This window comes from Streptomyces sp. NPDC000941 (assembly GCF_053599555.1).
In genome coordinates this window covers 1-23,698 of the sequence record NZ_JBSFMM010000041.1, presented here as the reverse complement: position 1 = coordinate 23,698, position 23,698 = coordinate 1, and the positions used below count along the sequence as shown (strand labels likewise).

23 protein-coding genes are annotated in these 23,698 nt (G+C 70.1%); 12 read left to right on the top strand and 11 right to left on the bottom strand.

The genetic code is table 11. The features are described from left to right. Positions 1 to 10 precede the first annotated feature (10 nt). Entirely contained in the window at positions 11 to 1,612 is a 1,602-nt protein-coding gene (locus ACWDSL_RS15875; RefSeq protein WP_450485656.1) for a cytochrome ubiquinol oxidase subunit I, read from the bottom strand. Between the two features lie 263 nt (positions 1,613 to 1,875). Further along, positions 1,876 to 2,955, bottom strand: coding sequence for a histidinol-phosphate transaminase (gene hisC, locus ACWDSL_RS15870; RefSeq protein ID WP_450485654.1), 1,080 nt, complete (start codon positions 2,953 to 2,955; stop codon positions 1,876 to 1,878). Between the two features lie 501 nt (positions 2,956 to 3,456). Here hisC and ACWDSL_RS15865 point away from each other — a divergent pair. From ACWDSL_RS15865 to ACWDSL_RS15855, 3 genes are all read left to right on the top strand, one after another. Continuing rightward, a complete protein-coding gene (locus ACWDSL_RS15865; protein ID WP_450485652.1) occupies positions 3,457 to 4,557 on the top strand; it encodes a LacI family DNA-binding transcriptional regulator in 1,101 nt (366 codons plus the stop codon). Positions 4,558 to 4,788: 231 nt separating this feature from the next. Beyond that, complete coding sequence (locus tag ACWDSL_RS15860) at positions 4,789 to 6,063, top strand: metallophosphoesterase (protein ID WP_450485650.1); 1,275 nt, start codon at positions 4,789 to 4,791, stop codon at positions 6,061 to 6,063. A 193-nt stretch (positions 6,064 to 6,256) separates the two neighbouring features. Next, positions 6,257 to 7,246: a hypothetical protein gene (locus ACWDSL_RS15855; protein WP_450485648.1), complete on the top strand. Its 990-nt coding sequence runs from the start codon at positions 6,257 to 6,259 to the stop codon at positions 7,244 to 7,246. 17 nt (positions 7,247 to 7,263) lie between these two features. Here the strand turns inward: ACWDSL_RS15855 and ACWDSL_RS15850 are convergent, their stop codons facing one another. From ACWDSL_RS15850 to ACWDSL_RS15840, 3 genes are read right to left on the bottom strand one after another with little or no spacing between them, the layout of a single operon-like run. Beyond that, entirely contained in the window at positions 7,264 to 7,710 is a 447-nt protein-coding gene (locus ACWDSL_RS15850; RefSeq protein ID WP_450485647.1) for a MarR family transcriptional regulator, read from the bottom strand. After that, positions 7,707 to 8,213 (bottom strand): MarR family winged helix-turn-helix transcriptional regulator, encoded by a 507-nt coding sequence (locus tag ACWDSL_RS15845; RefSeq protein WP_450485645.1) that lies wholly within the window; start codon positions 8,211 to 8,213, stop codon positions 7,707 to 7,709. The genes ACWDSL_RS15850 and ACWDSL_RS15845 overlap by 4 nt, the downstream gene beginning before the upstream one ends. A gap of 36 nt (positions 8,214 to 8,249) precedes the next feature. Next, positions 8,250 to 8,795, bottom strand: coding sequence for a TIGR03086 family metal-binding protein (locus ACWDSL_RS15840; RefSeq protein WP_450485643.1), 546 nt, complete (start codon positions 8,793 to 8,795; stop codon positions 8,250 to 8,252). A gap of 117 nt (positions 8,796 to 8,912) precedes the next feature. Between ACWDSL_RS15840 and ACWDSL_RS15835 the strand changes: the two genes are divergently transcribed. The 3 genes from ACWDSL_RS15835 to ACWDSL_RS15825 all read left to right on the top strand — a co-directional run bounded on the left by ACWDSL_RS15835 (position 8,913) and on the right by ACWDSL_RS15825 (position 11,923). Further along, positions 8,913 to 10,046 (top strand): BRO family protein, encoded by a 1,134-nt coding sequence (locus ACWDSL_RS15835; protein WP_450485641.1) that lies wholly within the window; start codon positions 8,913 to 8,915, stop codon positions 10,044 to 10,046. A gap of 188 nt (positions 10,047 to 10,234) precedes the next feature. Then, positions 10,235 to 10,903: a HEAT repeat domain-containing protein gene (locus ACWDSL_RS15830; RefSeq protein WP_450485639.1), complete on the top strand. Its 669-nt coding sequence runs from the start codon at positions 10,235 to 10,237 to the stop codon at positions 10,901 to 10,903. Between the two features lie 6 nt (positions 10,904 to 10,909). After that, positions 10,910 to 11,923, top strand: coding sequence for a MerR family transcriptional regulator (locus ACWDSL_RS15825; RefSeq protein WP_450485637.1), 1,014 nt, complete (start codon positions 10,910 to 10,912; stop codon positions 11,921 to 11,923). A gap of 41 nt (positions 11,924 to 11,964) precedes the next feature. On the opposite strand, the gene thiC is transcribed toward ACWDSL_RS15825, so the two are convergent. Beyond that, a complete protein-coding gene (thiC, locus tag ACWDSL_RS15820) occupies positions 11,965 to 13,719 on the bottom strand; it encodes a phosphomethylpyrimidine synthase ThiC (RefSeq protein ID WP_450485635.1) in 1,755 nt (584 codons plus the stop codon). A gap of 205 nt (positions 13,720 to 13,924) precedes the next feature. Here thiC and ACWDSL_RS15815 point away from each other — a divergent pair, with 205 nt between their 5' ends. Continuing rightward, a complete protein-coding gene (locus ACWDSL_RS15815) occupies positions 13,925 to 15,367 on the top strand; it encodes a YibE/F family protein (RefSeq protein WP_450485634.1) in 1,443 nt (480 codons plus the stop codon). An 89-nt stretch (positions 15,368 to 15,456) separates the two neighbouring features. Here ACWDSL_RS15815 and ACWDSL_RS15810 read toward each other — a convergent pair whose 3' ends face one another. The 3 genes from ACWDSL_RS15810 to ACWDSL_RS15800 all read right to left on the bottom strand — a co-directional run bounded on the left by ACWDSL_RS15810 (position 15,457) and on the right by ACWDSL_RS15800 (position 17,259). Further along, the gene (locus ACWDSL_RS15810) at positions 15,457 to 15,894 is read right to left on the bottom strand and encodes an SsgA family sporulation/cell division regulator (protein WP_043487236.1); all 438 of its coding nucleotides are present in this window, start codon (positions 15,892 to 15,894) and stop codon (positions 15,457 to 15,459) included. Between the two features lie 608 nt (positions 15,895 to 16,502). Then, the gene (locus ACWDSL_RS15805) at positions 16,503 to 16,721 is read right to left on the bottom strand and encodes a DUF5326 family protein (RefSeq protein ID WP_014177916.1); all 219 of its coding nucleotides are present in this window, start codon (positions 16,719 to 16,721) and stop codon (positions 16,503 to 16,505) included. 220 nt (positions 16,722 to 16,941) lie between these two features. Beyond that, positions 16,942 to 17,259, bottom strand: coding sequence for a cupin domain-containing protein (locus tag ACWDSL_RS15800; protein ID WP_014177917.1), 318 nt, complete (start codon positions 17,257 to 17,259; stop codon positions 16,942 to 16,944). A gap of 66 nt (positions 17,260 to 17,325) precedes the next feature. Here ACWDSL_RS15800 and ACWDSL_RS15795 point away from each other — a divergent pair, with 66 nt between their 5' ends. From ACWDSL_RS15795 to ACWDSL_RS15775, 5 genes are all read left to right on the top strand, one after another. Continuing rightward, positions 17,326 to 17,706 carry a phage holin family protein gene (locus tag ACWDSL_RS15795; protein WP_450485631.1) on the top strand — a complete coding sequence of 127 codons (381 nt, stop codon included), beginning with the start codon at positions 17,326 to 17,328 and terminating at the stop codon, positions 17,704 to 17,706. Positions 17,707 to 17,730: 24 nt separating this feature from the next. After that, positions 17,731 to 18,315, top strand: a complete 585-nt coding sequence (locus ACWDSL_RS15790) for a low molecular weight protein-tyrosine-phosphatase (protein ID WP_450485629.1) — start codon at positions 17,731 to 17,733, stop codon at positions 18,313 to 18,315. Further along, positions 18,312 to 19,535, top strand: coding sequence for a cystathionine gamma-lyase (locus ACWDSL_RS15785; RefSeq protein WP_450485627.1), 1,224 nt, complete (start codon positions 18,312 to 18,314; stop codon positions 19,533 to 19,535). Before ACWDSL_RS15790 ends, ACWDSL_RS15785 begins: the two co-directional genes overlap by 4 nt. Positions 19,536 to 19,730: 195 nt before the next feature. Continuing rightward, positions 19,731 to 20,627 carry a LysR family transcriptional regulator gene (locus ACWDSL_RS15780; protein WP_450485625.1) on the top strand — a complete coding sequence of 299 codons (897 nt, stop codon included), beginning with the start codon at positions 19,731 to 19,733 and terminating at the stop codon, positions 20,625 to 20,627. A gap of 42 nt (positions 20,628 to 20,669) precedes the next feature. Further along, the gene (locus ACWDSL_RS15775) at positions 20,670 to 21,155 is read left to right on the top strand and encodes an NUDIX domain-containing protein (protein WP_450485623.1); all 486 of its coding nucleotides are present in this window, start codon (positions 20,670 to 20,672) and stop codon (positions 21,153 to 21,155) included. 51 nt (positions 21,156 to 21,206) lie between these two features. Here ACWDSL_RS15775 and ACWDSL_RS15770 read toward each other — a convergent pair whose 3' ends face one another. Together ACWDSL_RS15770 and ACWDSL_RS15765 are read right to left on the bottom strand one after the other, a co-directional pair. After that, on the bottom strand, positions 21,207 to 22,175 hold the full coding sequence (locus ACWDSL_RS15770; protein ID WP_450485622.1) for a pyridoxamine 5'-phosphate oxidase family protein: 969 nt from the start codon (positions 22,173 to 22,175) through the stop codon (positions 21,207 to 21,209). 116 nt (positions 22,176 to 22,291) lie between these two features. Next, positions 22,292 to 23,698 (bottom strand): globin domain-containing protein (locus tag ACWDSL_RS15765; protein ID WP_450485620.1); only part of this gene is annotated, 1,407 nt, incomplete at its 5' end.

Sequence of the window (23,698 nt, the reverse complement as noted above, 5' to 3'; positions counted from 1 at the left end):
TTCAGTACGTTCAGTACGCGAAGGTCAGCGGCTTGTCGGCGTCGTCGTCGGCGGCATCGTGCTCCCCCGCCGCCCCGGCGCCCGGTCCGCCGGAGGGCAGCCGCAGCCGGGGGTCCTTGGCCGGCGGCTTCTCATCGGTGTCCGGCCCGGCCTTGGCGTACTTGGTCAGCAGCCGCACCTCCACGACCGCGAGTACGCCGTACAGCAGTGTGAAGACGCCCAGGGAGATGAGGACTTCGGTCCGGCTGACGCCGGGGGAGACCGCGTCGGCGGTCTTCATCAGCCCGTACACCACCCACGGCTGACGCCCCATCTCGGTGAAGATCCAGCCGAAGGAGTTGGCGATCAGCGGGAAGCCCATGGTCAGGATGCCGATCCGCCAGGACCACTTGGTCAGCAGCGGGCTCATCTCACGCCCCTTGGTCAGCATGAGCCGCGGCACCTCGTCCTCCCCAGTACGGAAGGCGGGCGACAGCCACTTCTTGCGCCGGGTCGTCCACAGCCCGATCAGCGCGGCGACGAACGAAGTCATCCCGAAGCCGATCATCAGCCGGAAGCCCCAGTAGGTCATGAAGATGCTGGGGATGTAGTCCTCGGGCTGCCCGCCGTAGGCGGCGGCCTCCCGTGCGGCCACATCGTTGATACCGGGGACGGAGTCGGTGAAGTTGCTGTGCGCGAGGAACGACAGCATCCCGGGAACCTCAAGCTCGACGCTGTTGTGCCCCTTGCTCACATCGCCGACGGCGAAGACCGAGAAGGGCGCGGGCGCCTGGGTGTCCCACAGTGCCTCCGCCGCGGCCATCTTCATCGGCTGCTGCTCGAACATCACCTTGCCGAGCTGGTCGCCGCTGATCGCGGTGCCCATACCCGCGATCACGGCGACGACCAGACCGACGCGCAGCGACGACCGCATCGCCCCGATCTGCTTCCGCTGCTTCTCGCCGAGCTCCTCGCCGCGGTCCTGGCGGCGCTTGGCCCGCCAGAGGTGGAAGGAGGAGATGCCCACCATGAAGGCGGCGCCGGTGAGGAAGGCGGCGGTGAGGGTGTGGAAGACCACGACCAGGGTGGTGTTCTGGGTCAGCACCGCCCAGATGTCGGTGAGCCGCGCCTTGCCGGTGGCCTTGTCGATGGCGTAGCCGGTCGGGTGCTGCATCCACGAGTTGGCGGCGAGGATGAAGTACGAGGACAGGACGGTGCCCAGCGCGACGATCCAGATGCAGGCACAGTGGATCTTCTTCGGCAGCTTGTCCCAGCCGAAGATCCACAGTCCGATGAACGTGGACTCGAAGAAGAAGGCGAGCAGCGCCTCCATGGCGAGCGGGGCGCCGAAGACATCGCCGACGAAGCGCGAGTAGTCCGACCAGTTCATGCCGAACTGGAACTCCTGGACGAGGCCGGTGACCACGCCCATCGCGATGTTGATCAGGAAGAGCTTGCCCCAGAACTTGGTCGCGTGGAAGTACTTCTCCTTGCCGGTGCGGACCCAGGCCGTCTCCAGACCGGCGGTCATGGCCGCGAGAGAAATCGTGAGCGGGACGAAGAGGTAGTGGTAGACGGTGGTGATGCCGAACTGCCATCGCGCCAGCGTCTCCGGCGCCAGAGCCAGATCCACGGGAATCTCTCCTTACGCTGTTGCCCGGTCGTGCCCACCGCAGGGGTCGCCTGCGGCCCCACAAGGGAGCTTGTGAACGTATTCACATTCACAAGCAAGGATACGCACACACATACGCCCCTTCCCACCGGGGGGGTGGAAGGGGCGTAAGCGGAACGTATCGGTAGGATCCGACCGGCATCTCTGCTGGTTGCGGGGCGTTGCGTGCTCGTCGGCTACTCGCCGGCCGCTCGTCAGCTATTCGTCGGCGGCCCCGTGGCGCGTCACAGCTCCTTGCGGAACTCCTCGGCGGCGCGCAGGAAGACGTCGTTCGCCTCGTCCTCGCCTATCGTCACCCGAACCCCCTCGCCCGGGAACGGGCGCACCACCACGCCCGCCGCCTCGCACGCCGCCGCGAAGTCCACCGTGCGCTCCCCCAGCCGCAGCCAGACGAAGTTCGCCTGCGATGTGGGCACCGTCCACCCCTGCCCGGCCAGCGCCTCGCTCACCCGCGCCCGCTCCGCGACCAGCGCCTCCACCCGCTCGCGCAGCGCGTCCTCGCTGCGCAGCGAGGCCACCGCCGCGTCCTGCGCCAGCTGGCTGACCCCGAAGGGCACCGCCGTCTTGCGCAGCGCGGCCGCGACCGGCTCATGCGCGATCGCGAAACCGACGCGCAGCCCCGCCAGGCCGTACGCCTTGGAGAAGGTGCGCAGCACGCACACATTGGGCCGCTCCCGGTACAGCTCGATGCCGTTCGGCACCCGCTCGTCCCGGATGAACTCGATATACGCCTCGTCCAGCACCACCAGCACATCGCTCGGCACCCGGTCCAGGAAGCGCGTAAGACCGTCCCGGCCCACCACCGTGCCCGTCGGGTTGTTGGGGTTGCAGACGAAAATCAGCCGGGTGCGCTCGGTGACCGCGTCCGCCATCGCGTCCAGGTCGTGCACCTCGCCATCGGTCAGCGGCACCCGCACCGACGTCGCCCCGGAGATCTGCGAGATGATCGGATACGCCTCGAAGGACCGCCAGGCGTACATCACCTCGTCGCCCGGCCCGGCCGTCGACTGCACCAGCTGCTGGGCCACGCCGACCGAGCCGGTGCCGGTGGCCAGGTGCTCGGGCGGCACATCGAAGCGCTCGGCGAGCTCGGCCATCAGGGCCGTGCAGGCCATATCGGGATAGCGGTTGAAGGAGGCGGCGGCGGCCGTCGCGGTCTCCAGCACCCCCGCGAGCGGCGGATAGGGGTTCTCGTTCGAGGACAGCTTGAAGGCCGTCGGCCCGTCCGCCGCGGCCGGCTTACCGGGCTTGTACGTCGGAATGCCGTCCAGCGCTCCACGCAGCTTGGGGCTCTTCTCAGTCACCGCGGCTCCTCCTCGACCGTCCCGTCCGTGCGCGGCGCCCGCGCACGTCGATACCTCACACTGTATGAGGCATCCTGAGCCGGGCGTATCGCGGTGGGCGGACCCTGGGGCACGGGCCGTGAGAGCCCCGCGTCCGGGGGTGCGACAATCCCGGCGCGCGGGGTGCGAGGACCGGGCACACGGGGCCGGCCGCGGGCACACGGGGTCGGCCGACCGCGGCGCGGGATCGCGTACAGCTGAGGGGGAGCGATTCCGCTTCTGCCGCGCGCCGGTGGCGAGCGCCCTGGCGCGCATCACCCATGCAGGTGAGTTGAGACCTCTTCAAGACAACGACCAATCGACAGGCGTGGATATGCCAGAGGCGACTACTGACCCACCCGAACCGTCAACTGGCTTGATTTCCAAGGGAATTGGCCGAAGCGCTCATGCAGAAACGTGCCTTCGCAGAGCCGAGCGTACCCCCGCGCGAAGGGGCCACCCTCGCCCTACTATCGGCTCGCCATGACAGCAGCAGGGAAGCACCAGGTGAGCCGGTCGACCGGCCGCCGGCTGACACGGGCGGGCATCCGGGACGTGGCCGCCGCAGCCGGGGTCTCGATCACGACCGTCTCCGACGCGCTCAACGGCAAGGGCCGGCTCCCGGACGCCACCCGCCGCCATGTCCGCGAGGTCGCCGACCGGCTGGGCTACCGCCCTTCCGCCGCGGCCCGCACCCTCCGTACCGGCAAGTCCGGCCTCATCGGCCTGACCGTGACCACCTACGGGGATGAACCTTTCACCTTCACCGAATTCGCGTACTTCGCGGAGATGGCGCGCGCCGCCACCTCCGCCGCGTTAGCCCGCGGCTACGCCCTCGTCATCCTGCCCGCCACCTCCCGCCACGACGTGTGGTCCAACGTCGCCCTCGACGGCACCGTCGTCATCGACCCCTCCGACCACGACCCCGTCGTCACCGAGCTGCTGCGCCAGGGCATCCCCGTGGTCAGCGACGGCCGCCCGGCCGGCACCCTCCCCGTCACCGCCTGGGTGGACAACGACCACGAGGCCGCCGTGCTCGGCCTGCTCGACCACCTCGCCGACTCCGGCGCCCGCCGCGTCGGACTGCTCACCGGCACCACCACCGATACCTACACCCGGCTGTCCACCACCGCGTATCTGCACTGGTGCGACCGGGTCGGACAGGAGCCGGTGTACGAGGAGTACCCCGCCCACGACCCCTGTGCCGGAGCCGTCGCCGCCGACCGCCTGCTGGCCCGCCCCGACCGCCCCGACGCCGTCTACGGCCTGTTCGACCCCAACGGCACCGATCTGCTGGCGGCCGCCCGCCGCCACGGGCTCCGCGTCCCCGACGATCTGCTGCTGGTGTGCTGCAGCGAGTCCGCGATCTACCGCACCACCGAGCCGCCCGTCACCACCCTCTCCCTCAAGCCCCGCCGGATCGGCACCGCCGTCGTACAGCTTCTGATCGACGCCATCGAGGGACCGGGTGCCGAGCACCCCGTCGAGCGCGTGATACCCACCGAACTGATCGTGCGGACGTCCTCGCAACGGCGTCCGCCACGCACCACGGTGAGCGCGCCGCGCAGCCGTGCCGGAGGTTGACCTGAGGAAGACTTGAGGATGACGCGAGACGCACCCGAACCCGATCCGCTTTCCCTACCGGGCCAATCCGGGATAAAAGACCGCCGAACCGGGATTGCGCCCCGATTGACGGCCCCCTGGTGCGTCACAAGCCCGTACGGTCATTCCTATGATGGGCGGACGACACCGCGGACCGCCCTCGACCAGGCATGGTCTACACGGTGGCACGGCGGCGCGATGGTGGAGGGGTCGATGACTCAGGGGGCCGGTCTGGGAGCCACGGCACGGAACACGGCGGCAGTCCCGCCGGTATCCGCGTACGGAACGTCCGCCGCGCCCGGCCCACTCCCGGGCGGCGCGGTCCCCCCTGCCCCGAACCCGTACGGCGGGACGCCCTACGGCGCGGTCCCGCACGGCCGGGTCCCCCGCGATCCGGCCGCCCAGCCCGCCCCGCCTCCGGCGCCCCCAGCGCCCGCGGCGCACCCCGCGCCGCCCGCCGCGCCCGAGCGCCCCGCTGTGCCCGAGCGCCCTGCCGCGCCCGCCCGGCCGCCCGCGGAGTACACGCCCACCGAGCGCTCCCTGCCGGTCATGGGCCCCGGGCACACCCTCCCGGACACCCCGCTGGTGCCCCCGCAGGACCGCCCGACCGTCGAGCTCACCCCGGTCCCCGACCCCGAGCGCTCCCAAGAGCCCGAGGACGACGGGCCCGGCCCGCTGTACGTGGTCGGCGATGTGCACGGCTACCTCGACGAGCTGCGCGAGGCGCTGGCCGCCCAAGGGCTGATCGACGCCAAGGGCAGCTGGTCCGCGGGCAACGCCCGGCTCTGGTTCCTCGGCGACTTCACCGACCGCGGCCCCGACGGCATCGGCGTCATCGACCTGGTCATGCAGCTCTCCGCCGAGGCCGCGGCCGCCGGCGGCTACTGCAAGGCCCTGATGGGCAACCACGAACTGCTGCTCATCGGCGCCAAACGCTTCGGCGACACCCCCGTCAACTCCGGCGCCGGCACCGCCTCCTTCCAGGCCGCCTGGCTCCTCAACGGCGGCCAGCGCACCGACATGGAACGGCTCGAGGACCACCACCTCCAGTGGATGTCCCGGCTCGACGCGATGGCCGAGCAGGACGGCCATCTGCTCGTCCACTCCGACACCACCGCCTACCTCGAATACGGCGACTCCATCGAGGCCGTCAACGACGCCGTGACCGAGGCGCTGCAGCGCAGCGACGCCGACGAGTGCTGGGACCTGTTCCGCAAGTTCACCAAGCGGTTCGCCTTCCGCGACGAGGACGCCGGCCCCCTGGCCGTCCGCGAACTGCTCGACACCTACGGCGGGCAGCGCATCGTCCACGGCCACAGCCCGATTCCGTATCTCCTCGGCGAGGTCGGCTCCGAGGACGACGAGGACGGCGGCGCGCCGACCGTCGAGGGCCCGCACGTCTACGCGGACAACCTCGCGGTCGCCATGGACGGCGGCGTCACGATGGCCGGAAAGCTGTTGGTCGTCCAACTCCCGCTGAATGTCTGAGGATTCCTAGGATTCATACCACGCCGCGCGGGGAAGATAGACAGTTTCACCGACGCGGAGCGAATTTCGGGAAACCTACTGTCACCCCGCGCCGGATCGGCTCTACCATCGGCTTATCCGTAGCAGGCTCTCCTCCGTTTCCGCCCCACTGCCCGGTGACAGCCGGCACCAAGGCCCTACGGAGCATCGGGGGATGCACATGAACACCGCTCCGCACCTGCTGATCGAGGACCGCCCGGAGTTCGAGCGGGTTCTCGATGAGGCGCTGCGCACCGCGGACCGCCGCGCGGACCTCAGCGGCGTCGGGCAGCGGCTCAGCACCGAGCAGCTGCGCACCATGGCGATGAACGCCGCGGCGGCCATAGCGGCATGCGCGGCCGACGAATACCACCACTATGTGACCGCCCGCGAGAAACTGCGCCAACCGGCGCCGTCCGGCTGGCCCGACACCGTGAGCGACGAGTTCACCGCCACGGACAGGGAACGGGACGGCACGGCGGGCGAGGTACCGGGCGCGACAACGACCGCGGACGGAGCGACCACCGTGGACGGGGCGACGACCACGGGCGGGTTCGCCGCCACGGTGGGGGACGCGGCGTCAGGCGCGGGACTCGTCGCCGTGCTCTCCGTCCTGGCCCCGGTCCTGGCCGGCACCGCGGCGGTCATCTTTCTCCTCGCCGGCTATCTGCTGCACCTGCTCAACCCCACACCATCGATAGCCCAGCCGATGGTCACCGCGGGCTGGCTGTTCGCCGCGCTCACCGCCGCGGGCCTGCTGATCGCCGCCGTCGGCCTTCTGCTCACCGCGATGCGCAACGGCACCGGCGCGATCCGAGGCAGCGCGCGCAGCGCGCAGCGGGAAGAGGTGGACCGGAGCAGAGAGGCCTGGCGGCTGGCGCTGCTGGAGCGAGGCGTGGTGCCCTTCCTGCGCGACGCGCTCGCCGACCCGGCGGCCGCCGACGGCGCCCACACCTCCCCGGCCCCGCCCCCCGCGTCCTCCCCGACACGCCCCTCGTCGGCCTACGCCCCGAGCCGGTCCCAGGCCACCGGCCGCACACCCCACCTCGGCTACAGCCGCCCCGGCTTCTCCACGGAAGGCGACGTCCCCAAGACCCGCCCCCGCTTCACCAGCCCGGACTTCACCAGCCCCGACTACGGCGGCCCGGAACACCAGCCCGACTAGGCCGCGTCTGCTGAACCTCAGGCACTGACCAACTCGGCGTTCGCGCGCTCCGTGACCAGCGCCAACACGCGGCCCGCGACGGCAAGGTCCTCGGCCGGAATCCCGGCGTACAGCCGGGCGGAGATCTCGGCGGTCTCGGCGGAGGTGCTCTCGTACAGCTCGCGTCCGGCGTCCGTGAGCCGCACCCGGGACACCTCCGCCGGGTCCTCCTCCAGCAGCTTCGCGACCGTCAGCTCCTCGATCACGCCGCGTACGACCGACTCGTCGGTCTTCAGCGAGCCGGTGACATCGCCGACAAGCTCGTCCCGGCCGATGGACTCGCCCGCGAGCACGACGGCCACGAGCGTCACACTCTGGTGGAACGTGGCGCCGTGGCGGGCCAGCACACCCTCCACGAGGGCACGCCCGGCATAGTGCGCCAAGGCTATGGCCCGGCCATTGACCGTGGGTGCGGTGGTGGTCATGACTGCTCCTTGTCGTTCTCGGTGTGCGGATCAAGAGATGCGTCGAGAGGCACGTCAAGAGGTACGTCGAGCAGGGTCGCCAGCTCGCGGTTGAACTGCCGTGTGCGCGCGCTGTCCTGCCCCCCGAGCGGCTCCAGCAACTGGTCCAGCAGACCCTGGACCACCGTGATCGCGCGGCGTGTGACATCGCGCCCCTGCTCGGTGAGCGACAGCTGCATGGCGCGCGGATCGCTCGGGTCCCGGGTGCGGGCGACGAGCCCGGCGGCCTCCAGGGCGCGGGCGAGCTTGGAAACATACAACGGCTCGAGCCCTGTGTGGTCGGCGAGCCGACGCTGACTGGGCCGCAGCCCGGAGCGCGACATGCCGTAGAGCGATGCCATCAACGAGTACTGGGCATGGGTCAGGCCCAGCGGCGCGACCGCCCGGTCGACGGCCACCCGCCACTTCATCGACAAGCGCCAGACCAGGAACCCTGCCGTGGCGCTCTCAGCTGCTGAACTCACACCGAATACATTACATGGTCACTATGTACATGGCTACTATTTTTCTGCTGCCCAACCGCCCCGCCCGGTGATCGCAAGCACCCTGGCGAACGCATCGCCCCCGGGCCCCGGATCGGCCCCCTCCCCGAACCTCCCCGAGGCGCTGAGCGCCGACCCGAACGGCACCAGCCACTCCAGCGCGGCCTCGGCCAGCCCCGGCTCCGGCACGAAGTCCACGCCCAAGGCCTGGGCCAGGTCCCAGGCATGCACGCACACATCCCCCCAGCGGATCATCACGGCGGCGTCCCCGCTCAGCTCCCCGAACACCGGATGCCGCACCACCCGCTCCAACACCCCCTCCCCCTCCGCAGCCCGCTCCACCCGCGCCGCCCACACCCCGACGGTGTCACCGGGCGCGGCGACAAGCTCCTCGCCCGTCAGGAGAGAGGTCGCCATGACATGCCCGCCGATCACATGGCCCACCAGATCGCGGATGCTCCACTCACTGCAGGGGGTGGGCAGCCCCCAGTCCTCCGCCTTCGCTTTGCTGAGGATTTCGGCGAACTGGGCGTTGACGACGCGGAGTGCGTGTCGGTTGTCCATCAAGGCTGCTCCAGGAGTCGGTGGTTCAGGGTCGGTGATTCAGGGTCTGTGATCTCGCGCCAGCGGAATGGTTCACTCCCCACCTTTTGAGCGAACTCGCCCTTAATCGTGGGTTATTTGCGCACCGGGATGCATAACGTCCGTCATGGAGGTGATGCTTTCATGAGCACACAAAACATTCCGCCGACCCCGGCGGGCAAGCAGGACGCGATCGACATCAACGACTTCGTGTACGCGGCGACCGGAGCCCGCGTGCGGCGAATCACGCTGCCGGACGGGACCCACTGGTTCCCGGCTGTGGATGTGGCCCAGCACCTCGGCTACGCAAACACACGTCAAGCCCTGAACTTCCACGTCGCCGACGACTATTGCAAGCCGCTCCGAGAGATTGCACGAGGCGTCTATGGAGTAGACGCCTTGCGCATTCCTGCAGGCCAGGGGCTGCAGAAGTCGATGAAGCTGGTGAACACCCAGGGCTTGGTACAGCTTGCCAACGGGTCGACCAAACCGGAGGCTCGCCCCTTCAAGCGCTGGGTCGCCGAGGTGGTGCTGTCTGTGCAGCGCGACGGCTCGTACGAACTCGAGAAGGCCGAAGTACAGCCCACCACCCCGGACGCCCCCACCGCCTACGCCATGCCGAAGGAGGTCGCCGACACCATCGTCCGGCTCGAGGAGCACAACCTCGACATGGATGCGCAGATGCTCGCCATGCAGCGCGAGACCCAGGAGCTGCGCCGCGAGAGCATCAAGATGATGCGGAAGTCCGTGGAGACACAGCGGGAAGCCCTCGAAGCGCAGCGCGAGGCGGAGCGTGTTCAGCGCGAGATGATCGAGGCGATCCGCGAGTCCACCGCCGTCCAGCGGGATTCGATCGCCGCCGGGCAGACCGCCGCTCATGCGCTGACGCAGTGCATGAGCGAGATCCCCGTGGCGATCAACCGGCTCGCCGACCGCACACCCGACCGACGGGACCTGCCCGAGCCGCCCAAGACGGTGACCCCGGCCTCGGTGATCGCCGGATGGCGTGAGCGCAACCTCGTCGTCACCGCCGACATCTGGGCCGTGGCCCTGTATATCCTGCCCGCGATCATCGCCCAGGGCGAATGTCTGTATCCGCTGGGCACCATCGCGTCCAACACCGGGCTCACCTATCACCGTGTGCACGACGCCCTGCGCATGCTGCAGAAGCGCGGCTGTATCCGGCAGACCGGGGTGACCCCCGACGGCGCTCCGGTGTATGTCCTGAAGTAGCCCACCGCACAAACACGGCACAGGGGCCCGAAGTCGCAATCCGAAGTTGCGGCTTCGGGCCCCCGCACATTACCGCCACTCAGTCCGCGATCGACAGATATACGCGATTACCCGCCCGCCGCCGCGAACTGCCCGCTTGACCTTGACACAGTGACAAGGGCTTCACTCCAGCCAAGGAGGTGGTCCCGATGACCGCGCGAGGTCAGGACATGGATACGGCTCGAGCTCTCCAGGCGCTGGAGGACAGCCGCTCGCAGGTACGGCTGCGGGCGGCGCTGGCGGTCGGCACGACGCCTGACCCGGGGTTCATCGACAAGCTCATCGAGCGATGCGCGATCGAGCCCGAGTTCTACGTGCGCGAAATGCTCACCTGGGCGCTCACCCGCCACTCGCCGTCACTGACAGTCCCCAGGCTCCTCAAGGAACTCCGCTCGAAGCGTGCGCAGGGGCGAAGCCAGGCGTTGCACACCCTGTCCAAGATCGCGGATCCGCAGACGTGGCCGGCGATCACGCGGGAGCTTCTGTTCGACGCCGACGACGAGGTGGCGCGGGCCGCTTGGCGGGCAGGGGTCGTACTCGTACCTGCGGACGAGAAGGCCGAGTTGGCCGCGGCGCTGGCGACCCAGCTCGGGCGCGGCGATCGTGAGACGCAGCTGAGCCTCAGCCGGGCGCTGATCGCGCTCGGTGACGTAATCTTGCCGACTCTGCGCACCGCGATGACGGATCTCGACCCTCGCGTGCGCACGCACGCGGTCGCCACGGAACGGCTGTTGCGCGACCCGGACGCCGGATTCGAATTCGCGATCGAGGAGGCGAAGCGCGCTGTTGCCCTCGGCCCGACCAGCCAGAAGGGGTGATGGGCAGTGCTGATCGGCGATGTGGCCCGACGGTCCGGAGTCAGCGCCCGCATGCTCAGGCATTACGAATCGCTCGGCCTGCTGCGGCCGACGGACCGTACCGGCGCCGGCTATCGCGAGTACTCCGACCAGGACATCCGGCGCATCTTCCATATCGAGAGCCTGCGGTCCTTGGGGCTGTCGCTGCGTGACGTCAGGCGCGCGCTCGATGACCCCGACTTCACGCCCCCGGATCTCGTCGACGACCTCATCCGCCAGACGCGAGAACGCATCGCAGCCGAGACTGAGCTGCTCACGCGGCTCCGTCGGATCGGTGCCGCGGAACCCGACGGATGGGAAGACGTCCTCCGGATCGTCGCGCTCCTCCAGGCGTTGGGTTCGGAGAGCGCCGGGAAGCGCCAGCGCGCGGCCCTGTCCTCGGTCGATGGGGTTCCGGTGCCAACGGAAGCATTGGTCGAGGCAGCCCTCAACGAGACGGACACGAACGTCGCCGGAGCCCTTCGATGGGCTTTGGCGCAATCGGGCGACGATGGCGGATTGGCACTGCTGGCCGAGGGCCTTGACTCACCGGTGGCCGAGGTGCGGAAACGTGCCGTCCAGTGCGTCGCTGAGTTTCCGAGCCGTACGGCGACCGCACTGCTGCGGGACGCCCTCACGCACCCCGACATCGTGGTCCGCAGGTGTGCGGCCATGGCGCTCGGGGCACGTGGAGTGGCCGACGCGGTCCCCACGCTCATCGACATGGTCGTGGACGAGGACGCGAACGACGTCGATGCGGCCGATGCGCTGAGCGCGCTGGCGAGTCATCCTGCGTTGGCGGATCAGATCGCCACCCGGCTCGTGGAAAGTCTTGCCCACGGCGTCACGGAATCGGCGTCCGCACGTCGACGGCTGACGCAGGCGCTCGCGGATATCCCAGGAATCACGGCGTCACGTGCCCTCGCGGAGCTGTCACGCGACGAAGACCGTGTCGTCGCGCTTACCGCCGCATACATTCTCACGATGCGCGACGCACGATGAGGGCGGTGGGGACCAGTTGCTGTTGGTCCCCACCGAGAAGATCAGTCCGCAACAGGCAGGTAGACGCGATGCCCCGCCTCTGCGAACTCCTTCGACTTCTCCGCCATCCCGGCCTCGGCCGCGTCCATGGCGCCCCCGTGCTCTCGCCGGATGTCCTGGCTGATCTTCATCGAGCAGAACTTCGGCCCGCACATGGAGCAGAAGTGCGCCGTCTTCGCCGGTTCCGCAGGCAGCGTCTCGTCGTGGAAGGAGCGGGCCGTGTCCGGGTCGAGGGCCAGGTTGAACTGGTCCTCCCAGCGGAATTCGAAGCGGGCGTCGGACAGGGCGTCGTCCCACTCCTGGGCGCCGGGGTGGCCCTTGGCGAGATCGGCCGCGTGGGCGGCGATCTTGTACGTGATGACGCCGGTCTTGACGTCGTCGCGGTCCGGCAGGCCCAGGTGCTCCTTCGGTGTGACGTAGCAGAGCATCGCCGTCCCCCACCAGGCGATCATCGCCGCGCCGATGCCCGAGGTGATGTGGTCGTAGGCGGGGGCGATATCGGTGGTGAGCGGGCCGAGGGTGTAGAAGGGGGCCTCCTCGCAGATCTCCTGCTGGAGGTCGATGTTCTCCTTGATCTTGTGCATCGGGACATGGCCCGGGCCCTCGATCATCGTCTGGACGTTGTGCCGCTTGGCGATCCGGTTGAGTTCGCCGAGCGTGCGCAACTCCGCGAACTGCGCCTCGTCGTTGGCGTCGGCGATCGAGCCGGGGCGCAGTCCGTCGCCGAGCGAGTAGGTGACGTCGTACGCGGCGAGGATCTCGCAGAGCTCCTCGAAGTGGGTGTAGAGGAACGACTCCTTGTGGTGAGCCAGGCACCACGCCGCCATGATGGAGCCGCCGCGCGAGACGATGCCGGTCTTGCGGCGGGCGGTCAGCGGGACGTACGGCAGTCGTACGCCCGCGTGCACCGTCATGTAGTCGACGCCCTGCTCGGCCTGTTCGATGACGGTGTCCTGGTAGATCTCCCAGGTCAGCTCCTCGGCCTTGCCGTCGACCTTCTCCAGCGCCTGGTAGAGCGGCACCGTGCCGATGGGGACGGGGGAGTTGCGCAGCACCCACTCGCGGGTGGTGTGGATATTGCGGCCGGTGGAGAGGTCCATGACCGTGTCGGCGCCCCAGCGGGTGGCCCAGGTCATCTTCTCGACCTCCTCCTCGATGGAGGAGGTGACGGCGGAGTTGCCGATGTTGGCGTTGACCTTCACCAGGAATCGCTTGCCGATGATCATCGGCTCGATCTCCGGGTGGTTGACGTTGGCCGGAAGGACCGCCCGGCCGGCCGCGATCTCCTCGCGGACCACCTCGGGGGAGACGTTCTCGCGGAGCGCCACGTACTCCATCTCCGCGGTGATCTCGCCCCGGCGCGCATAGCCGAGCTGGGTCACGGCGGCGCCGTCCCGGCCCCGGCGGGGCTGGCGGGGGCGGCCGGGGAAGACCGCGTCGAGGTTGCGCAGCCCGCCGCGCGGCGTGGTGTGCTTGATGCCGTCGTCCTCGGGGCGGACGGGGCGGCCCGCGTACTCTTCGGTGTCGCCGCGGGCGAGGATCCAGTTCTGCCGCAGCGGCGCGAGGCCGCGGCGGACATCTGTCTCGATCTGGGGGTCGGTGTACGGGCCGGAGGTGTCGTACAGCGTGACGTCCTGGCCATTGGTGAGGTGCACTCGGCGGACCGGGACCTGGAGGTCCGGTCGCGAGCCGGTGACATATCCCTTATGCCAGCCGAACTCGACCATTTCGGGCGTGCGTGCATCCTGCAGAGTCATTGAGACCCACTCCCTACGCCGGCATTACCCGGTAACAGGTTCAGCGGTCGGCGCAGCATGGGGCCCGGGACTCGTCCCGGGCCGACACAATCAGCGCCCTCTCAGCCCGGTGCTCCGAGCTCCCGCGATTGCAAAGGTGTCACCCACGCTAACGGTTGTCCGGCGGCGCTGAACAGAGGGCCCTCACTCTTGCGATGATCTGACGGTGACCTCGACACCGCAGCAGCATCAGCCCCATGAGCCCGGCCCCGAGCCCGGCCGCTCGCACGGCGGCGTGCGCGGCCACAGCCCTGAGCCCGGCCCTGAGCACAGCCCCGGAACCAGTCATACGCATGGTCATTCTCACAGCCACGGCCCCGCCACGCCCGTCTCCACCCATCTGCGCAAGGTGATCGCGGCGGTCCTCATCCCCTTCGCCGCGGCCGTCGTCGCCGGGCTGATCGTGCTGTGGCCGGGCGGTACGCCCGACCACAAGGCCCATGAGCGCAGCGGGCTCGGCTTCGACCAGCAGACCGTGGCCGGGCGGGTGGTGAAGGTCGAGGAGGTCAACTGCGCCGACGTCAACGCCCAGCCGCAGCAGCCCACCGAGCCCGGGCAGGACGCGGCGAGCCAGGAAGGCGCGGCCGGCGGATCCGGCAAGGACACCATCTGCGAGAAGGCGACCATCGAGGTCACCTCAGGCAAGGACAAAGGCCGCACATTTGAAGAAATCGTCCAGCCGAACGCGTCCCGCAAGTACGACGCCGGCCAGAAGCTGAAGCTGGCGTACGCGCCCAAGGCGCCGAAAAATCTGCAGTACTCCGTCTCGGACGTCGACCGGGCGCTGCCCATGGCGCTGCTCGCCGGGCTGTTCGCGCTCGCGGTCGTGGCCGTCGGGCGGCTGCGCGGCGTCTTCGCGCTGGTGGCGCTCGCGGTCAGCTTCGGGGTGCTGACGCTGTTCATCCTCCCGGCGATCCTCGACGGCTCCAACCCGCTGGTCGTCGCGATCGTGGGGGGCAGCGCGATCATGCTCATCGCGCTGTACATGTGCCATGGGCTGACGGCGCGTACATCGGTCGCCGTACTCGGCACGCTCATCTCACTGCTGCTGATCGGCCTGCTGGGCTCGCTGTTCATCGGCTGGGCGAGCCTGACGGGCAACACCGACGACCAGACGGGGCTGATCCACGGCCTCTATCCGAATATCGAGATCCGCGGTCTGCTGCTGGCCGGGGTGATCATCGGGTCTTTGGGAGTGCTGGACGACGTGACCGTCACCCAGACCTCCGCGGTGTGGGAGCTCAGGGAGGCGGACCCCACAGCGGGCCCGCGCAAGCTGTACGCGGCCGCGATGCGCATCGGGCGGGACCATATCGCGTCCGTCGTGAACACCCTGGTCCTCGCGTACGCGGGCGCCTCGCTGCCGTTGCTGCTCCTGTTCTCGATCGCGGACAGCGGAGTGGGAGCGGTGGCGACGAGCGAGATCGTCGCGGAGGAGATCGTACGGACGCTCGTGGGCAGCATCGGCCTCGTCGCCTCGGTGCCGGTGACCACCGCGCTTGCCGCGCTCGTGGTCTCCGCGGACCGCGCGCCACAGGGCGGCGCGGAGCAGGGGGGCCACGGGGGCCGGAGCGGGCGCGGACGGCGGCGCCGGGCGCGCGGGCGATAAGCCCAGGCAGGGGGCACCTCCCGGCGGTGGCCGGGGGAGAGCCGAGCCCTGACAAAGAGGCGACCCGAGCCCTCCAAAAGAGCCGCGCGCTAGCCGGCGTACCGGTCCTCCGCGAGGATCCGGTCGAGCTCCGCGTCCAGGTCGCCGACCGGATCGCAGGCCGCCTGCTCCTGGCCGAACGGAACCACCCGGTCCGTACGGTCCAGGAAGGCCACCAGCGGGGCGGCGCCGGCCCGGAACAGCGCCCGCTCGGCCCCCACTTGGAGCCTGATGAAGACGTCCGAAAGCCCCTCCGGTGAGGCGGGGGCGATGCGCACATCGCCCTCGCCCGAGGGTTTGCTCAATCCGTCCAATAGCAACTCCCGGGCGAAGGCCCAGCTGACGGGAGCGTCGCCGGGCAGATGGAAGGTGATCTCGACTGCGTACGGGTCGCTGCTGTCGTAGGACAGCTCGACCGGGATCCGGAAGGAGAGGTCCTGGGAGACCAGGAAGGTCATCGTCACTTCTGCCTGGACTGTGTCGCGCATGTCACGCATCGTTCGCCGCCCCGAGTTGATTGCGAATGGCCAGGTTTGAACGGCCTGGCCTCTTGACGCCATGGTCCGCCTAGCTCCAGCGGGCCATAAGAAGTGAATTTTCAGATATTGATAGGGATTGAGAGAGTGCTGATATCTCGGCCGACTCTGGAGCGTAGCGACTCGACTGCGGGGCGGAGTCGGTTTGCCTCATGTGAGGGACTGGAAATGGCCAGAGTTGCCGCGGCTGTTCGCGCGGCTGCGATCAAGAAAATCGGCGCGGGCGGGCGCATCCGCTCGCCGGGCCTGGCGGGGCGGCGCCGGCCTATGACGTGGGAGTTCGGAGCCGGTTCACCGGCCGCGGCCATGATTGCTTTCGTCAACAGGCACCCCCGGGGTGTGTTGCGAGGCAGACGCCCGGAACGGGAGACGTCGAGCACTCGAACTCTAACCGGAACGGTGCCGTCAAACTGAGGTTTGGAACGCGCGTATCCCCCACGCGGCGTACCCGAGACCCGCGGTGTACCCGCGGCACGCGACGACGCAGCCGCGGTCTGTGGCGTACGTGAGGCCCGCGGCGAGCTACCCGCGGCCCGCGGCGGGGCAACCGCCGCGCGGGGTCACCAGTCGCCGCGGGACGACGAGGACGAGCTGAACTTCCGCACGAGGTAGATCAGACCGGCGACGAGCGCCACCAGCAGCAGGGCCTTGAAGACCAGACCGACGACGAAGCCGACCACGCTCATGATCAGCCCGCCGAACACGGCCAGCACGAGGATCGGAACCGCGACCCATGTCACCCACCACGGCAAGCCCTGAAATATGCCCTTCGTCGCCACGTCGGTCCCTGCTTTCTTCACTGAGCGAGTCGGTCCGGACCGACAGCTTCTGCGCCGGCCCGCATCCCCCGCCTTCGATGCTAGGACGGCCGACAAGCGAACACAGGCCCCGCGTCCCCCGTCCTCCCCTGACCGAACCCCTACGGGACGCGGGGCGGGCGCATCAGCTCCCAGTCGGAGAACCAGCCCCCGAGCGGAGAATCGGCTCCCGAGCGGAGAGTCAGCTCTCCGGCGGGGAGAAGACGACCATGACCCGCAGGTCCTCCGTGATGTGGTGGAACTTGTGCGCCACACCGGCCGGTACGTACACCACGCTGCCGCGCGCCACCTGTGTGGTCTCCATCCCCACCGTGATCGATGCCCGTCCGCTCACCACCAGGTACACCTCGTCCTGGCCGTGCGGCTGCTGTGGATCGGTCTGGCCCGCGTCCAGCGCGTACAGCCCGACGGACATGTTCCGTTCGCGCAGGAACTGTAGATACGCACCGTCGTTCGCGGCACGCTCCGCCTCCAGCTCGTCCAGCCGGAACGCCTTCATTCGCCTCTCCGCCCCTTGCTCCCCGGCCCTGCCCAGCGCGGGGCCTGTTCTGCGACGATCTCAACCATGAAGAATCTTCTCGTCAAGACGATCGCCAACGCGGGCGCCCTCTGGGTGGCCATCTGGCTCCTCAAGGACATCACGCTGAACGGCGAGAACGCCGGCCGCAAGGCGATCACGCTCATTCTTGTGGCGCTGGTGTTCGGCCTGGTGAACGTCGTGGTCAAACCAGTGGTCAAACTGCTGGCCTTTCCGCTGTTCATTCTCACCCTCGGGCTGATCACCCTGGTGATCAACGCCCTGATGCTGCTGCTGACCTCCTGGGCGGCCAACAAGTTCGACCTGGCCTTCCATGTCGAGGGCTTCGGAACGGCCGTCATAGGCGCATTGATCATCTCCATAGTCGCCTGGGCCCTGCATGTCGTCCTGCCCGACGACAAGGACTGAGCGCAGTCCAGCATGATGGGACGCATGAGAGCCCCGTCGCCCTACCGCGTCTGCTTCGTCTGCACCGGCAACATATGCCGGTCGCCGATGGCCGAATCCGTCTTCCGCGCATACGCCGAGGAAGCCGGGCTCGACGGTCTTGTCGAGGTGGACAGCGCGGGCACCGGCCCCTGGCACGAGGGCGACGGGGCGGACCGGCGCACCATTTCCGCACTCACGGCCCACGGCTATGAGCAGAACCACACCGCCCGGCAGTTCCAGTCCACATGGTTCTCGACTCTCGACCTGGTGATCGCCCTGGACAGCGGCCATCTGCGGGAGCTGCGCGCCCTCGCCCCGACGCCCGAGGACGCCGCGAAGGTGCGGCTGCTGCGCGAATACACCCCAGGCACAAGCCCAGGCACGGACCCGGACGCCCTGGACGTGCCCGACCCGTACTTCGGCGGGCCGGACGACTTCGAGGCGTGCCTGGAGATGATCGAGGCGGCGAGCGAAGGGCTGCTGGGCGCGGTGAGCGAGGCCCTCGCCGCCCGGGACACTTCCGCCTCAACCTCCCCAGCCACCCCTGTTACTTCCGTCACACCGACCGCCCCTGAAGAGAACGCATGACGAACAACCACACGGGCGACGGCACACGGGCCGTACGGGCCGGGCTGCCCGAGCCCGAGGCGTACGAGCCGACCCTGCCGGGCCCGGCCTTCGCCGCCCACTACCACCTGCCCGGCGACGCCGACGTCCACCAGGGCCCGTACACCTACGGCCGGGACGCCAACCCCACCTGGACCCGGCTGGAGCGGGCCATCAGCGAGCTGGAGTCGCCGGACGCCGACGCCGAGACGGTGGTCTTCGCCTCCGGCATGGGCGCGATCTCCGCGGTGCTGCTGTCCCAGCTGGGGCAGGGCGACGCGGCCGTCCTGCCCTCCGACGGGTATCAGCTCCTGGCCCCGCTCGGCGAGCGGCTGAGGGGCTACGGCATCGAGGTGCGCACCGCACCCACCGGCGGCGACGCCCAGCTGCCCCTTCTGGACGGCGCGCCGGACTCGGGCGGCAGACCCCATGGCGGACCGCGGCCCGATAACGAACCGCGGCCCGTGAAGCTGCTGTGGATCGAGTCCCCGGCCAACCCGGGCCTGGACGTATGCGATATCCGCCGGCTGGCCGACGCCGCCCACGAGCGGGGCGCGCTGGTCGCCGTCGACAACACCCTGGCCACCCCGCTCGGCCAGCGCCCCCTCGAACTCGGCGCGGACTTCTCCGTCGCCAGCGGCACCAAGGCGCTCACCGGCCACGGCGATGTCCTGCTCGGCTATGTCACCTGCCGCGACCCGGGCCTGGCCGCCTCCGTACGGGCCTGGCGCAAGATGGCCGGCGGGATCCCCGGCCCGATGGAGGCATGGCTCGCGCACCGCTCCCTGGCCACCCTCCAACTGCGCGTCGACCGCCAGGCGCGCACCGCGCTCGCCCTGGCCGAGGCGCTGCGCGAGCGCCCCGAGGTCACCGGGCTGCGCCACCCCGGGCTGCCGACCGACCCCGCGCACCGCGTCGCCGCGGCGCAGATGCGCGGCGGGCGCTACGGCTGTGTGGTGTCCTTCGTCCTCCCCGGCCAGGAACACGCCGATCGCTTCCTGGCCGCGCTGCGCCTGGTCGACGACGCGACCAGCTTCGGCGGCGTACGGTCCACGGCCGAGCGGCGCGGGCGGTGGGGCGGCGACGCCGTGCCGGACGGCTTCATCCGCTTCTCGGTGGGCGCCGAGGACCCGGACGACCTGATCGCGGATGTGCTGCGGGCCCTCGCCGAGGCACAGGACGATCCTGGATCCACGGCGTAGCGGGATCAGGCCACGCCGGGCGGGCGTCTCGAGTCTCCCCCCTCGTGACTCGAGACGCCCCGGTTCCCTCATGGAGAACCGCTTGAACAAGGCTAGTTGACTCAGCGTCAGTGTCCAATCACAGTAGCGACATGGACCTATCGGCATATTTATAGTTGGCCTGCGGCGGGGGTGCGTCGAGCGGAGGGGAACCGCATGGATCTGGCCCTCTTACGCACATTTGTCACGGTTCATCGGGCCGGGTCGTTCACCCGTGCCGCCGTTCTGCTCGGGCTCTCCCAGCCCGCCGTCACCGGCCAGATCCGTACCCTCGAGCGCCAGCTGGGCCGCCCGCTGTTTCTGCGCACCGCGCGCGGGGTCGTCCCCACCAGCGTCGGCGAAGAGCTCGCCCACAAGGCCGCGCCCCACCTCGACGCGCTGCTGGAGATAGCCGAGGCCGGGCTCGACGACAGCTCCGCCAACCGCACCCTGCACCTCGCCGGCCCCCCGGAGTTCACCGCGCTGCGCGTCCTGCCCGCCCTCGCCCCGCTCATCAACCAGGGCCTTGCGGTGCGCTGCGCCTTCGGCAGCGCGGAGGAGCTGTTCGAGGGGCTGGCCGCCGACCACCACGACCTGGCCGTCACCACCGCCCGGCCCCGCGGCCGGCTGCTGACCGCCGCCCCGCTGTGCGACGAGGAACATGTGCTGGTCGCCTCGCCGCGCTGGGCCGCCCGGCTCGGCGGCCCCGCGGTGTTACAGGTCAAAGGCGTCAGCGCGCTGGAGCGGCTGCCGGTCGTCGAGGTCCATGAGAGCCTGCCGCTGATCACCCGCTACTGGTCGGCCGTCTTCGACACCCCGCCGATCACCGCGGGCACCGTCATCGCCCCCGATCTGCGGGCGGTGCTCACCTGTGTCGTGGAGGGCGTCGGGCTCGGCGTCCTGCCGCGCTATCTGTGCATGGACGCACTGGACGCGGGGGAGGTCGTCGCCCTGCTCAACCCGCCGGTACCGCCACTGCGCACGTACTTCCTGGTGGTCCGGAACGGTGCGCTCGCCTTGCCGCATATCGCGCGGGCGCACGAGTGGCTGCTGCGCGCCGCTGTTGACTGGTGAGTATCGGGTTTCACCGGGCGACGCATGCGGCAGATCTCCACCATGACCGAACGACCTGTGGTCAAGCGCACCGCCCGCGCCATCCTGCTCGACGGCGGCCCCGAGCCCCGGCTGGTCCTGATCAAGCGCACCAAGCCGGGCGAGGAGCCGTACTGGATCACGCCGGGCGGCGGAGTGGAGCCCGAGGACGCCTCGGTCGTCGACGCGCTGCACCGCGAGGTCGACGAGGAGCTCGGCGCGAAGGTGACGGACGTGGTGCCCGCCTTCGTCGACACCGTCCCGCACCCCGACGAGTCCTCGCCCGGTGTGAAGGTGCAGCACTTCTTCGTATGCCGGCTGGGGTCCATGGACCTGTCGCGGCGGCACGGCCCGGAGGTGGACGAGCCCTGCGGGGAGTACGAGGTGGTGCGCGTCCCGTTCACCCGGGCGGGGATCGCCTCGGTGGGGGTGGTGCCGCCGTCGCTGCGCACGTATCTCGACGCGAACATCGAAGGTGTGCTGGCGCTGCTCGCCGACGACCTGGGCTGACCCGCCGCCCCATCAAGACGGCCGGCGACGACCGGAACCGACAGCCGTCGGCTACCGGAACCAGCCGCTGAACGGCTGCCCGGCCCCCTCCGGTGCCCGCTCCCGGGCCCTGGCCAGCACCCGCTCGGCCTCCTGCTGCCACTCCTCGGGGCGCGCGGGCCCAGAGCCATGGTCGGCCTCCGGCTCCGGCTCCCGGCCGGCCACGGGCGTGCGCCGGCCCCCGCGTACGTCGGCGGCGGCGCCGAAGAAGTCGCCGCCCTTGCGCTTGAAGTCGTCCGTACCCCAGTCGTCACGGTCCCGGTCGGCGACGCCGCCGCCGGCCAAGCTCCCGGCCAAGCTGCCGTCCGTACCGCGGCCCACAGCACCGACCCTGGCCGCGACCCGCCGCTGGGCGGGCGCCTTCTGGAGATGCGGGATGTGCTTGGCGCAGTGGATGTACGCCTCCTCGACCGTCACTTCGACCCACACCACGGCCCGCCGCCCCGGCACCGGGTCGACCGGCAGCCCGGGGTGGGCGGCGCGCATCTCGGCGTCCTCCACCACCCGCGCCCGGCCGTTGATGTGCAGACCGATCCGGTCGCGCAGGAAGTCGATCATCAGGATGCCGAGGTGGGGGTTGTCCTCGATGTTCCCGAGGCTGGCCAGGACGCCGTTGCCCCGGTATTCGGGGTAGGCCAGGGTCCGGTCGTCGAACACCCGCAGAAAGCCGGGCGGTCCGGCCCGGAAGGTGCTGTCGCACTCGCCGTGCCGGTCGGCCGTCGCCAGGAAGAACATCTCCTGGCGGCCGACGAACTCCCGCATCCGTTCGTTGAGCCGGTCCAGCACCTGCTCGTCGTAGAAGCGGTCGGCGCGGTCGCCCGTGTCCAGGCGCCGCTGCAGCCGGTGTTCGCCGTCGCTGCCCGGACGTCTCGTACGGTCCCTGTCAGCCGTGGGGGCGTCGGCCGGCATGGTCCATGCCGTCGCCGCCCTCGCCGTCGTCTCCGTCGTCGCCCTCTCGTGCTCGACGTCGTCCACGCTCACTTGTCCCTCATCCTGCGATGCTCGAGTCAGTGATGCACTGCTCTCCCGGCCCCCAGTCCCCTGCTCCTCACTAGTCACTACTGCGCCATGGCCCCCCGCCGTGTTGCAGTTGCCCGCTATTCCCCCGCCGCGACGAGCTCTTCGAGCGAATCGTGCCGTATGCGGTGGGACGGGATCCCGATGCCCCGCAGGGTGTCCACACCGCTGCGGATCATCCCGGGCGGGCCGGACAGGTAGGCGTCGTACGTGTTCCACGGGCCGTACTGGCGGACGGCGTCCGGGAGTCGGCCGCTGAGCCCGTTCGTCGGGGTGTCGGAGACGACCGGGCGGACCGAGAGCCAGTGGTGGGCCTGCGCCAGCCGCAGCATGGTGTCGATGTCGTAGAGGTCGTGGTCGCTGCGGGCGCCGTAGAAGACCTCGACCGGGCGGTTGCGGCCGTGCTCGGCGACGTCCTCGACCAGGGCCTTGATCGGCGCGATGCCGGTGCCGCCGCCCAGGCAGAGCAGGCCGTTGTCGGTGGAGTGGTCGACCGTCATCGAGCCGGCCGGAGGGCCGAGGCGGATCACATCGCCGGGGCGGGCGCGGTGCACCAGCGCCGAGGACACCCAGCCGGCCGGAATCGCCTTGACGTGGAAGGACAGCAGACCGTCCGGGCGGGGCGCCGCGGCGAAGGAGTAGTGCCGCCACACCCGGGGCCACCAGGGGGTCTCCAGGGACGTGTACTGGCCGGCGAGGAAAGGGTACGGCTGGTCGGGGCGCACGGTGACGACCGCGATGTCCTGGGTGCGCAGCTCATGGCCGACGACCTCGGCCTGCCACCACGCGGGCGCGCGCAGCTCGTCCTCGGCCGCCGCGTCGATCATGATCTGCGAGATGGCGGTGTACGCCCGGACCCAGGCGCCCTCGGTCTCCTCGCTCCAGGTCCCGGTCGCATAGCGGGTGAGCGCGCCGATCAGGCACTCCCCGACGGCCGGGTAGTGCTCCGGCTGGGTGCCGTACTTGCGGTGGCCGCGGCCGAGCCCCGAAAGGTACTCGGTGAGGATGTCCGGGTCGTCCACCAGCTTGGCCGCGGTCAGCAGGGCCCTGAAGAGCCGGTCGCGCTGGGCGTCCATCGCGGCGGGGAACAGCGGGCGCAGATAGGGGTGCTGGACGAAGAGCAGCGCGTAGAAGTACGAGGTGACCTTGTCCGAGATGGGCTCGATCTCGGTCATCGTGCGGCGGATGAGGATCGCGTCGGGCGAGGCGGTGGGGTCCTCGGAGAACGGGCCCGCCGGCCGTACGTCCTGCGCGCCGGGCGCCTCGTCGGGGCGCTGGTGCTCCTCGTGCTCCCGTACGGCGGGCGGCCGGGCGTCGACGGGCTGCCGGGCGTCGACGGGCGGGGCGTGCTCCCGTCGGGCGGGTCTCCGCCACTCGTCGGAGGGCGGCGGCGCCCCGGCCCCGGGCGGGGGTGGGGGCGGCGCGGTCTGTGCCGGGGGCGGCGCGGTCTGTGCCGGGGGCGGCGCGGCGTTTACGGGCGGCGCCGG